Genomic DNA, 12,771 nt, shown 5'->3' with positions numbered 1-12,771 from the left:
TACCTTGCGCCTTTCGTTTGCCTAAAAGCGATTTCAATCGCCGAATATTTATTCTCCCTTCTTCCTTCTATCCGTTACATCCGTTAAATCCGTTGCCGAACTTGCTTCTATCCGTTACATCCGTTGCCGAACTTCCTTCTTACTTCTCAATCACCGATTTATAGGCTGTCACCTTAATATCAATCCCAGTGATATCTGCGCCGACAACCACAGCCGCCGCTCCTAAATCTAATGCTTTTTTAGCCATTTCCGGTCCAGCGATCCCGCCTTCGCAGATAACCGGAACCTTAAGCTTTTCTACCATTTCCGCGAGCAAATCAAATCCCGGCGGCGAGAAATTTTCCGTCTGGGGAGTGTAGCCAAAAAGAGTAGTTGCTACAGTATCTGCGCCAGCTTGGGCAGCCGCGATCGCAGCTTCTATTGTATCTACATCCGCCATCACTAATTTACCCAATTCGCTGTGAATTTGTGCGATTAATGTCTTTAAGTCTTCGCCGCCAGCAGGACGGTTTCTCAGAGTAGCGTCAACGGCGATAATATCGGCTCCACAAGCGGCGATCGCCCGCGCGTCTTCAAAGCGAGGAGTAATGTAAATCTCGCATCCCGGCAATTGCTGCTTCCAAATCCCAATTATGGGAGCAGATACCTGTTTTCGCACCGCCGCAATGTGAGCCGGAGTGTCAATCCGCACGCCCGAGGCACCTCGATTGATGGCGGTTCGAGCCATTGCCGCAATTACGATCGGATCGTGCAGCGGCGAATCAGCAGGTGCTTGACAAGAAACAATTAATCCTGTAGGAATTTGACAATTAATCATGGCGAATTGGGAATGGGGAATTGGGCATCGGGCATCGGGCATCGGGCTTTTTTTGTAATTTATTCCCTCTGTCCTATTGAGATCAAATAAGCGTTAAGTTTTGGTAGTAATTTATCGACAATTGGTTTAAATTTGCTTACTTCTTCGCTTGTGATAAGTTGTCTAGCATAGGCTAATCTTAACCAGTTTACTATTTGGTACAAAGAGCCGATCGCAATTTTTACAAAACGCCGATTATCTTGGTCATTATAACGACCTCTTCCTTCAGCAATATTAGCACAGAAACTATCAGCAGACCGAACGATCTGTTGACCCATCGTATTTTTTGTGAAATAATCCCATTTTTTTACAATCTCTCCAATCTCATTCGCCAAACTTTCCGCCAACTTATAAACCTCTAATTCATCAAAATTAGGTCTTCCTATAATTACCTCAAAAACTCAATTATATTAAATGCGCCATCCCTCCGCTTCGCTCCGCCCAATTTCCAATTATCCATTACCAATCCCGGCCATTAAAGAAATAATTCTGTCAAGCAATTGCTCAGGGTGAATCGGTTTAGCCAAACAATCGTTAGCTCCCCCCGTCACGAAAGATATCTCATCTGCGGGAATCTCATTAGCGCTTAAAGCCAGAATTTTGATATTTTCAGTAGCGGGTTTTTGGCGCAGTTGGTGAATTATTTCGCAGCCATTCATACCAGGCAAACGCATATCCACAATCACTGCATTCGGCTGCAAAAGTTCAATTTGTTCGACTGCCGCCGAACCTTCAATCATCCACACCACTTGCAGTCCTGCGACTGTCAGGATATCGCAAATCAGCATGGCAGTTTCTTCATCTTCTTCGACGAGCACGAGGCTGCCCCGCAAGGAGGAAGAATGCAGCGGTAAAGATGAATTCGATTTTTCATATTTGAATTTGGTGGATTCATCTTTGCTTTGAGTTTGGATGGGTATAAAAACGGTAAAAGTAGAGCCGACATCAACTGTAGAGTTGACTTCGATCGCGCCGCCGTGAAGCTCTACCAACTGTTTAGTTAAAGCCAATCCCAGACCGGTGCCACCGTATTCGCGGCGGTAGGGGGAATCCAACTGCTGGAATTTTTGAAACAAAAGCGATCGCTGATGTTCGGGAATTCCAATGCCGGTATCTTTGATTTGAAAAACAGCGGTGCTGCCTGCAGGTGCAGTACCGGGCTGCCGCACTGCCGGCGTTCGATTTTTATCTTCTGTCACCCAAACTCGCAGGATGACTCGCCCGCCTTCAGGAGTAAATTTAATCGCATTTCCTAAAAGATTGAAGAGAATTTGTCTCAAGCGGCGCGGGTCAGCGGTGAAACGATCGCACTCTTGTTTTATCCGCTGTTCTTGCACCAGTTCCACGCCTTTAGCCAGAGCTTTTTCTTTGAGAGCGTGCAGGCTCTGAGAAGCTAATTTAGAAAGAGAAAATTCACTAATTTTTAATACTGCTTTTCCGGCTTCTACTTGCGATAAATCTAAAATATCGTTAATTAATTCTAATAAGTGGTCGCCACTGTCCCGGATAGTTTGCAGGTACTGTCGCTGCTTTTGCACCGGCACTTCTTTGCTGCCAACTTTGCCGTAAGACCACCGCAGCAGGGTGTCTGAAATGCCGATGACGCAGGTGAGCGGAGTCCGCAATTCGTGACTCATAGCTGCCAAAAATTCGCTCTTGGCGAGGCTGGCAGACTGGGCGGCGACCAGTGCATCGCGCAGTTCTCGCGTGCGCTCTATTACGCGCTGTTCTGAGGTGCGCTTTTGCTGTTGGACTTGTGCATAAAGTTCGGCTTGATAAATGGCGATCGCCAAATGTTCTGCTATTTGCCGCAAAAATGTTTTTTTGCTTTCTTCCCACTCCCGAAAAGTACACTGGTGGGCAATTAGCAGCCCCCACAATTCGTCTTGAACTACGATCGGCACTAGCAACTTCGCGCGCACCTTCGCCCGCCGCATCAACTCTAAAAAACAAGGCTGCGAAGAGTAAGTTTTTTCCACATCCGCGACGCACAAAGTCAAACCTTTGCGATATTTTTCTCTGTCAATGACTCCATTCGTAAAACACTGCGCGCTTTCACTAAAATTGAGTACAGACGAGATAGTATCGTTGGCTAAAGCTTCGTAGGTGACGCGACCTAAATACAAGTAAGACCCTAAATTTTCTTTGATTTTGCCTGACCCAGAAACCGCTGCAGGTATTCCTTTAGCTAACTCACCATTCTGCGGCGCTGGCACTTTTTCAAATTGATAAATTAACAGGCGATCGACCTCCAAAAACTCTCGCACTCGCTCGACTGCTTTTGACAAAATTACAGGCAATTCCAAACTCTGGCGGATTTGAGTTGTCACTTGGTTCAAAAGTCGCTCTTGTTCGAGCTGCTGCTGCAAAGCATCTTCGACTGGCTGACAAAATGAAATGCAGGGATTGGCAACTTGTAATTGATTGACGGCTTCGGCAATCTGTAGCTTTAGCGTTTCTGGAGCTATCACTTTGGGCGCGGAATTTTGCTCTATTTCTGTTTGGTGGTGTAGGGGCTGGTGACAGTTTTTTTTAGCATCTGAACCGAGAATATCCAGCAAATTGAGGGTGAATTCGCTTTGAAAAAATGCCGAGTTTGGCTGTATATTTTTAATTGCTTGTTTGAGGGCGCGAATATCAATTTGCCGCGAGGGTGCGGGCGTTATTTCTGCGAGTTTGTTTGCGAGGGGAGACAGGAAATTGGCGATCGCCCCGGGATCGAAAGTCAACTGCACATTCAATTCCGAAGTAAGATTTTTTTCGCTGTGTTGGCGTCGGTTTGTTGCGAACTCATCTAATAGCTTGCCCCGCAGCAGCCCGCTAAAATGATCTGATACCACTGCTGCAAACCTTTCCGACGAGTTTTCCAGATTTTGATAATCAGCGATCGCATCGTCGGCCAGCCAAATCGCCCCGGGAAGTTCAGCCATTTGCTGTAACAACTGGTAAGCAGCCTCAAAGGTTGCTAGCGGCAAAGTCCGATTTAAGGTTTTTGGTTTCAATCTAGATATTTTCCCGGTTGTTTTAAAGAACAAAATATGAACGCCCCTTTTGTGGGGACGGAACCAGGGGCGCAGCAGGCGCGGCCGCTCCAAGAGACTTGAGATGAAAGTAGTCAGAAGGCGGGCTCTCGTCAGAGCCAGGAGCCAGAAACCTTATTTCTCCCTATAGTTGTCATCTTTCTTCGCCGCGAGTTACCCCACTATAGCTGTAAGAGCGCGAAAGCGGTGGGAGGAAATGGGGGGCACGGATACGGCTGAAGAATCGATCGGTTCTGGTCGTGTTTGTGAACCGGGTTTTTTATGGAAACTAAGGAATTTCACTCCCATTGCTGGGGTCAAGTTAGCACGGGCCTTTGTTGTAGGTCGGTACTTTGCCAAACACACTGCCTCCCAAATGGCTGTTTAATGCTTTCGTTACAGATATCTTAACTAGCTACAGATTCCGGGCGTGTGAACTTCAACACTTGCCCACAACTCCTGTCAGTTAAGATTTAGACTGGTAAACTAGGACTCTTTCAAGCCCCCACTAAATCGGTATGCCGGTGAGTGGTGGGTTCTTGACTACTTTAAAAAATCTTATTCCAGTATAATATCAATATATAATTTGTTAACTTCTACTTAACACGATCCGGGTAAATGAGCAATCCAACTCAACTCACCCCCGATTTCACTATCGGACATCTGCCTTGTCACGACTTTCAAGTGAGTGCTGCAACTCCAGGACAGGTAGTGGCTGAAAGATTCGAGCAAGAACCAGACTTGCCGGGAGTCATTATTACCCACGAATCACAGGTATTGGGCATGATTTCTCGCGTCAAGTTTCGAGAGCAAATGAGTCTTCCCGATCGCTTAGCAGTTTACGGGCAGCAACCGATTCGCTGCTTGTTAGATTTTATTAGAATTCCGCCTTTGCTGCTTTCGGAAAACTGGAAAGTAGAGGATGCGGTGCAAGCGTCTTTCAACAGGCACAAAGACTTGATTTATGAACCCATTGTTGTAGTAATGGCAAACCGGACTTACCGCATTTTGGACGTTCAGACTCTGGTAATTGCCCAGTCGAAACTTTTAGCGCAAGCTAACAAAGTTATTCAAAAATACCGAGTAGAAAGGCACAAATATCTGGCGGTTATTCAACAAGAACAGGCGAGATTCCACGAATGTAATGAGCTTTTAAAATCCCAACAGCGTCAAACAGAAAAATCGAATAATACTCCCAGTTCCCAGGAAGTGGCACTGGTAAAACAAGCTGAAGAAATTGCTCAAATGAATCAGCGATTTGTGAGAATTGCGAAACTGATTTCCTCGGAAGGTCGCCAAGCATTTCAAGCTACTTTTCAAGGTGCTAATTCTATTTGCAACAATACAGAGAAAATTTTGGGCGTTGGCAAAGCAATAGCTAATGATTTAGAAACGGTTAACCGCACTTCCCGAACCATCCGGGAGGCGATCGAACAAGTCAGGCATTTAGCAGTGCAGGTGGCTGTAGTTACCAATCAAATGGGAAATCAGCCCAGCGGTCTGAGCCAAGTGAGTCTGGAAATTGGCAGACTGGCGAGTAAAACTTTTGAATTAGGGACTCAAATGGAGCAAATTGCCAGCCGGTTTAAACTTCGCGTTCATGAACTCACGCAGGCAGCAAGAGCGGGTGCTAATGTGGCTAAATCTGTGACCATCAAGATCGATCGCGCAGAAATGGCGCTGTTAGAGTTGGAGGAATTAATAGCGGAAAAAGATTTCAATTCACAGACCGCTATCAAACAACCTTTGGGAGTCAGACAAAGTGTTACCGCTGATTCTTTAGTTAAAGAGATAAAAAACGCTGAAGTCGCGGTTTCGGAGTTGGAAAACTTAGTTAAGCATCAAGATTCATCGCAATATCTGATTCAAAAAATTCAGCAGGCGCTGAAGTCAAAAAAGCCATAAAGTCCCCCGGAAAATCAGATGAAACATTGGGAGAGGTAAAAAAAGTCCCAAGAAAAATTTACCCTTTTACTATATTCAAGAATACTATTTGTTAGACTGAGGGTGGGAAAATTTCAAATAAACTCGGAAAAAGGTTATTTAACTATCCCCATAATTCGCTAAGAATTCAGTCACTAAAACAGATCAAATAACAGGTTACGTTTATGAAAATTCTGCTGGTAGAAGATGACACAATTACAGTCAGTTTGCTTACCCAAGCGCTGAACTCTCACAATTACAATGTGAATGCGGCAGCAGACGGTGAAACAGCCTTGCAGTTGGTGCAGGCATACGATTACGACCTGATTGTTTTGGATGTGCTGATTCCTAAACTCGACGGCATTAGTTTGTGTCGGAAATTGCGCTCGTCCGGCTGCCAAATGCCGATTTTACTGCTAACAGCACTAGATAGCAGCAACGATCGAGTCCAAGGTTTAGAGGCGGGTGCAGACGATTATGTGGTCAAACCCTTTAATCTCGAAGAATTAATCGCTCGAATTCGCGCTTTGCTGCGCCGGGGTAAGGCAACTTTGTCGAGTACAAATTTGACCTGGGAAAAACTGCAAGTCAACCCGGACACTACAGAAGTAATTTATGCCGAAAAAGTGCTGCACTTGACTCCGAAAGAGTACAATTTGCTGGAACTTTTCCTGAGAAATCCCCGCCGCATTTTCAGCCGCAGCGCCATCCTCGATCGCATTTGGTCGGCCGGCGAATTTCCTCAGGAAGAAGCCGTTACCGCTCACATCAAGGGGCTGCGGCAGAAGCTGAAAGCAGCCGGGATGACTGTAGATTTAGTGGAAACCGTGTACGGACTGGGCTATCGGCTCAAAAGTCTGCAAGAGGATATTGAGAGCCAAAAAGTTGCGCGGGAAACGGCAGAAACTGCTAAAAGTCAAGAGACTTTATCTGCTGAATCCAGCGGGTCGAGCCAGGAATTAAACAATGACGACCGCCACCTCAAAGTCCAGAATGTGGTTGCCAAAATGCGGGAAAATTTAAAAGCCAATTTTATAGACAAGGTGGCGATATTCGATCGCGCGATCGCTCAACTGAAAAGCGGAACCTTGGAGGGCGAACTGCGCCAGGAAGCCCAGGCTCAAGCTCACAAATTAGTCGGTTCTTTGGGAACTTTAGGGCTGCCCAAAGGTTCGGAAGTTGCGCGCAAAATAGAACATTTGTTCAAAACTGAAAACATCTTAAAACCGGAGACGGCTCAGCAGATTGAGGGATTTCTGGATAAGCTCAAACAGATATTCGATCGCCCGTCGCCCGAAGCAGAAGGCGATTTGGTTCCTGCGGTTTCCCAAAAGCGCCGAATGCTGATTGTTGATGATGATACTTTTGGGAGCGATCAACTGAAAATAGTAGCATCCGCTTTCGGCTTCCAGATGGAAGTCGCCAACTCTCCGCAAGCGGCAAGAAGTGCGATTTCTCAACAGCCTCCCGACGCGGTTTTGCTGGATTTGACATTTTCCAGAACTGAGGAAAACGGACTTTCTTTCCTAGCCGAACTCCGCAGTGAAAAACCCGAAATTCCCGTGATAGTTTTTAGCGAGCACAATCAATTGAGCGATCGAATAGAAGTTGCTCGTTTGGGAGCTTCCGGCTTTTTACACAAATCTATCCCCCCAGCAGATATACTCAAAGCAGTCGCCCAAGTTCTCGACCAGACCGGTCCTGCTGAAGCTAAAGTTATGGTGGTAGACGATGACGTGCATCTATTGGCTGCACTGCAAGTGATTCTACAACCTTGGGGATTTCAAGTAACAACATTGGACGATCCCGAAAAGTTCTGGGAGGTACTCGAAACCACTTGTCCGGATTTGCTAATTTTAGATGTTGAGATGCCCGGTTACAGCGGTATCGAGCTGTGTTTGGCAGTGCGCAACGATTTGCGCTGGAGCAGGCTCCCCGTGCTATTTTTGACGGCTCATTCCGAGTCGGAAACAGTGCGCCAAATGTTTGTCGCAGGTGCTGACGACTACGTGAACAAGCCGATCGTGAAACCGGAATTGATTGCCCGCCTCCTGAATCGTTTGGAGCGGACTCAACTAAGGCACAAACTGGCTCAGGCACAACACTAATACCATTTTAGATTAAAAGATTAAAGAATTAAATAACTGAAGGATTGGGAATGACTGATGAAACTTCTGGTTTCGATCACCTGCCTCCAGTTGTATTCTTTTTTTAAACTGGTATAACTAGGAGGAAATATCCAATAATGCGTGTCCGAAACGAATCAGGAAGCCTTAGCCAAGAATTGGGATTCTCTGGTTGTGCGATTCGGACGCGGTGCCGTTGATGGATGTTGGCCCGCTGCTCCAGAACTATAGACTAATTTAGAGAAGTATTAATCATATGAAAGCAAGGATATTGCCCTCAGACACAGGCACTCTCAATGATAGCGACTACGAACTAATTTACTCGCCGGCTTCGATTCAACCTCATGGCATCCTTTTGGTGCTGGAATCTCCTGTGTTGAAAATTTTGCAAGTTAGCAACAATATTTTTGAGGTGCTCGGCATTTACCCGGAAGAACTTTTGGGCAAATTTTTACATGAATTTGTCGAGACTGAGGAAATTGAGGCTATAGAAAAAGCTTTATCTGAAAACAGTCATCAATCTAACAATATCAGATTATCATTCAAAAGTAAAAACCGCCAGTCTGTTTTTGAGGGGACGCTCCATCAATCTAGTTCAGCATTAATTTTTGAGCTAGAGCCGATTGTTTCCCCACAAGCTAGCGATTCTTTGAATGGTTATCATTTAGTCCAAGAGCCGATCGACAAAATCCACAAAACACCAAATCTGCAAGTGCTGTGTCAGACAGCAGTTGAACAAGTGCGGAGGATGATCGGTTTCGATCGAGCGCTAGTCTATCAATTTGATGCCACCGGTGCGGGGGAAGTTGTCGCCGAAGACAAAGTAGAAAGTTTGGCTCCTTTATTGGGACTGCACTATCCAGCTACCGATATTCCCCCCCAGGCAAGAAAACAGTTCAACATGAATTTAATTCGGTTTATTCCCGATATTAACTGTCAGCCTGTAGAACTAATTCCTCACTGCAATCCGCTGACTGGTCGCCCTGTGGATCTGGGAGGCTCTTTGTTGAGAGCAGTTTCCCCTTGCCACGTTCAATATCTCAAAAATATGAACGTTGCCGCTAGCATGACCCTGACATTAATCAAAGATAAAAAAGTCTGGGGATTGATCGCCTGTCACCACCCAACACGAAAGTATGTCAACTACGAAACAAGAACGGCTTGCGAAATGCTAGCAAAGTTTGTGAATCTCGAACTCAGCTACAAACAAGATAGCGAAAACTGGGAATATGGTATTTATTTAAAACAAAATTGCCATAAATTTATTAAAGAAATTTCTCAAAAAAACAGCTTTGTAGAAGGTTTGCTGACATTCCGAGATGAATTGCTGACCTTAGTGGACGCTACCGGTGCAGTTGTGTGTGCCAATGAAAATTTAACAACCATCGGCCAAACCCCGGAATTGGTAGCAATCGAAAACTTAATTGCTTGGATAAAAAGTAAAAAAAATAATGATATTTTTCATACAGATTCTCTCTCAAAGCTGTATCCGCCCTCCGAGAAGTTTAAAGAAGTGGCTAGCGGTTTGCTGATACTTGCCATGTCCGAGATGCAAAATTATTACATTTTGTGGTTCCGTCCCGAAGTAATTCAAACTGTCAACTGGGCAGGTGAACCAGAGTGGTCAATTGAATTAAAGCCGGATGGCAGCAGGCAGATGTCTCCTCGCAATTCCTTTGAGTTGTGGCAAGAAACTGTGAGGTTAAAATCTTTGCCTTGGCAGCAGTGCGAAATTGAAATAGTCCGAGAACTTCGAGTTGCTATTACTAGCATGGAGTTGCGGAAAACCAATCAGCAGCTCAGCTTAGCTTTGTCGGCTACCAAAATCGGATTTTGGGACTGGGACGTGCAGAAAAATAGCATTATTTGGTCGAGGGAACACGAAGAGTTGTATGGGTTGACCCCGGGAACTTTTGGCGGAACTTATCAAAGTTTTGCAGCTTGCGTTCACCCAGAAGATTTAAACAGTATTCAGAATGCTATAGATCAGGCGATCGCCCAGCGAGGAGATTTCTGTAACGAATACCGCGTGGTTTGGCCGGACGGCAGCATTCACTGGATTGAAGGGAAAGGTAAGTTTTTTTACAACGAAGCAGGCGATGCAGTGCGGATGGTGGGGACAGTTACAGAAATTACCGATCGCAAAGCTAGAGAATTACAGTTGCGCCTGTTGGAATCAGCAGTCACCACTACTAACGACGCCGTGTTAATTACGGAAGCTGAACCGATTGACGAACCGGGCCCGCGAATTCTTTATGTCAACCCAGCTTTCACGCGGATGACTGGCTATACGTTAGAAGAAGTTTTGGGCAAAACCCCGCGCTTTTTGCAAGGAGAAAAAACAGACCGCGCCAGTCTCGATCGAGTTCGGACAGCTTTGGAAACCTGGCAGCCGATGCGGGTTGACTTGATCAATTATCGCAAAGACGGGACGGAATTTTGGATAGAAATGAGCATTGTGCCGATCGCTGACGAAACAGGTGGGTTTACCCATTGGGTATCGGTACACCGCGATATTACTGAGCGCAAACAAGCTGAAGCCGCCCTCCAACAGCTCAACGAACAGTTAGAAATGCGAGTTTTGCAGCGAACCCGAGAACTAGAAAGCTCTCAAGCAGAACTCCGAGAAAGCGAAGCTTTGTTTCGCTCTTTGAGCGAAAGTTCGCCCGTCGGGATTTTTAAAATCGATCCTGAGGGGAAATGTACCTATACAAATCCCCGCTGTCAAGCAATTGGCGGCTTCGCACCGGCAGCAGCTTTAGGAAACCGCTGGATGCGGTTTATTCACCCCGAAGACATCAAACTAATTCTGTCTAAGTGGTCGGAATCACAATCGCTTGATGGGGAATTTTCCTGCGAATTCCGCCACATCCAGCGAGACGGAACAATCCGGTTTTGCCGGCTTAAAACTGCTCCGATTTTTTCCGACAGAACTCAACTAATCGGTCACGTCGGCACAGTCACAGATATCACAGAAAGTCGGGCAATTGAAAAAATGAAAAATGAGTTTATTTCCATTGTCAGCCACGAACTGCGAACGCCGCTTGCTTCAATTCGCGGTTCTTTAGGTTTGCTGGCAGCGGGCGTACTGAAAGATCAACCGGAAACCGCCAAACAGATGTTAGAAATTGCGTCTAGCGATACCGAACGGTTAGTGCGTTTGGTCAACGATATTCTAGACTTAGAGCGGCTCGATGCGAGCCAGGTTATCCTCGTCAAGCAGTGGTGCGATGCCGCTGTTTTGATGCGGAAGTCTGCGGAAGCTGTGCTTTCTGTGGCTGCTGAGAATCACGTTAATTTGTCGATTTTGCCCGAAACGGCAAAAATTTGGGCTGACCCGGACAGGATCGTTCAACTGCTGGTAAATTTGTTGAGCAATGCGATTAAATTCTCTGCCCCGGAGAGTACAGTAAGTTTAAGGGTTGAAGATTTGGGCGATCGGGTTTTATTTGAAGTCAAAGATCGAGGGCGGGGGATTCCTGCTGATAAACTAGAAACTATCTTTGGACGGTTTCAACAGGTCGATGCTTCTGACTCCCGCCAAAAAGGAGGTACCGGTTTGGGTTTGGCTATCTGTCGCAGCATCGTGCAGCAGCACGGCGGCAGAATTTGGGCCGAAAGCGTTGTCTCAGAAGGAAGCAGTTTCTATTTCACAGTGCCTGCACAGTTAGAAGGCGAAGGGGGAAAAAGTTTTTAGTTTTGAGATTGCTTTCATCGGAGATGGGGAAAGCTAACGTTCCTCGCAACGCACGCGGGGAGAATGAGTTTGCGAGGCCTATATATCGATTTTTATGTTCTCGGTTTAAGTAGGTGAGCGGCAAAATATAGCAACCGCCAAGATTATTAGGACGTTCTTAATTTCTGAAACAGTTAATTTTATTGCTGATTGCTTCTTCCGTCTTGCTTCTTCTTTCTGCTATATCTACTAACAAACCGGGTTGATGAGGCACCCTGCGGAAGTCCTCTTTCGGTTTACCACGATCAATTGAAAATTAGAGTTTTAATTATGTCAGCAAAGCGCATTTTGGTAATCGATGATGAAAAAAACCTCTGCAGCGTGATTCAGGCGTGTCTGGAACATTTAGGCGGCTGGACGGTAGTGAGCGCGCTCAGCAGCAGCGAAGGAAGGCTTTTAGCTGAAACTCAACTCCCTGACGCTATTCTGCTAGATGTGATGATGCCGGATATGGACGGAGTTGCTCTGTTTGGTTTGCTGCAAAACAATGCGGCTACTCGGGAGATCCCGGTGATTTTCCTGACTGCTAAGGTGCAGGCGATGGATTTGAACGAATTTGCTGATTTGGGGGTAGCGGGGGTGATTCCCAAGCCTTTCGATCCTTTGAGTTTGGCACAGCAAGTTGCGGAAATTCTCGGTTGGGAACCGTTGTCTTAAACTCGGAGAAAATGCGATCGCGTCATTTGTTATACCAATTCCAAAATATCTTGCTACAATTTTCAATTGTATATGAATTATTAAAAGTCGCATATCTCTCTCTAAAGACAAGGCATTTCCTTGTCCCTACAGATGCTCGCAGACAATCTATTTGTAGCCTTATTTTTAGAAATTGGTATTGCTTTCAACTCTGATTCCCTAGAAGTTGCAGAGACGAGCTCACGGAGTCGGTTTTTTTTGTTACCAGCAAAGCCGATGGGCTATCAGCGTATTTACAGGCAGAATAACTCCTCCAGAAGTTAGGCAGACTTGCCTCAAGAACGGGTTTTTTTAACGCGAAATCACAGATGTAGCGAATTTTTTTGGTAAAAAACCCGGTTTCTGCCTGCGTAACTCTTCTATTAGCAGGCAGAAACCGATTTTTTTAACGCGAAATCACAGATGTAGCGAATT

At 45.8% G+C, this 12,771-nt stretch carries 7 protein-coding genes; 4 read left to right on the top strand and 3 right to left on the bottom strand.

The genetic code is table 11. From position 1 onward, the window contains the following. Nucleotides 1-139: 139 nt before the first annotated feature. From E5S67_RS08915 to E5S67_RS08905, 3 genes are all read right to left on the bottom strand, one after another. A complete protein-coding gene (locus tag E5S67_RS08915; protein WP_172186719.1) occupies nt 140-817 on the bottom strand; it encodes an N-acetylmannosamine-6-phosphate 2-epimerase in 678 nt (225 codons plus the stop codon). 59 nt (nt 818-876) lie between these two features. Next, the gene (locus E5S67_RS08910) at nt 877-1,242 is read right to left on the bottom strand and encodes a four helix bundle protein (RefSeq protein WP_172186718.1); all 366 of its coding nucleotides are present in this window, start codon (nt 1,240-1,242) and stop codon (nt 877-879) included. A 66-nt stretch (nt 1,243-1,308) separates the two neighbouring features. After that, on the bottom strand, nt 1,309-3,858 hold the full coding sequence (locus tag E5S67_RS08905; RefSeq protein ID WP_172186691.1) for a hybrid sensor histidine kinase/response regulator: 2,550 nt from the start codon (nt 3,856-3,858) through the stop codon (nt 1,309-1,311). Between the two features lie 636 nt (nt 3,859-4,494). Here E5S67_RS08905 and E5S67_RS08900 point away from each other — a divergent pair. From E5S67_RS08900 to E5S67_RS08885, 4 genes are all read left to right on the top strand, one after another. Beyond that, nucleotides 4,495-5,781 carry a CBS domain-containing protein gene (locus E5S67_RS08900; protein ID WP_172186690.1) on the top strand — a complete coding sequence of 429 codons (1,287 nt, stop codon included), beginning with the start codon at nt 4,495-4,497 and terminating at the stop codon, nt 5,779-5,781. A gap of 203 nt (nt 5,782-5,984) precedes the next feature. After that, nucleotides 5,985-7,907: a response regulator gene (locus tag E5S67_RS08895; protein ID WP_172186689.1), complete on the top strand. Its 1,923-nt coding sequence runs from the start codon at nt 5,985-5,987 to the stop codon at nt 7,905-7,907. Nucleotides 7,908-8,181: 274 nt separating this feature from the next. Continuing rightward, nucleotides 8,182-11,622 carry a PAS domain S-box protein gene (locus E5S67_RS08890; protein ID WP_172186688.1) on the top strand — a complete coding sequence of 1,147 codons (3,441 nt, stop codon included), beginning with the start codon at nt 8,182-8,184 and terminating at the stop codon, nt 11,620-11,622. A gap of 309 nt (nt 11,623-11,931) precedes the next feature. Then, nucleotides 11,932-12,318, top strand: a complete 387-nt coding sequence (locus tag E5S67_RS08885; protein ID WP_172186687.1) for a response regulator — start codon at nt 11,932-11,934, stop codon at nt 12,316-12,318. Nucleotides 12,319-12,771 lie beyond the last annotated feature (453 nt).

Origin of the sequence: Microcoleus asticus IPMA8 (assembly GCF_013179805.1) — a bacterium.
GTDB classification, from domain to species: Bacteria; Cyanobacteriota; Cyanobacteriia; order Cyanobacteriales; family Microcoleaceae; genus Microcoleus; species Microcoleus asticus.
Note: the sequence above shows the minus strand (reverse complement) of the source record. Positions and strands in the feature narration are given on the sequence as shown.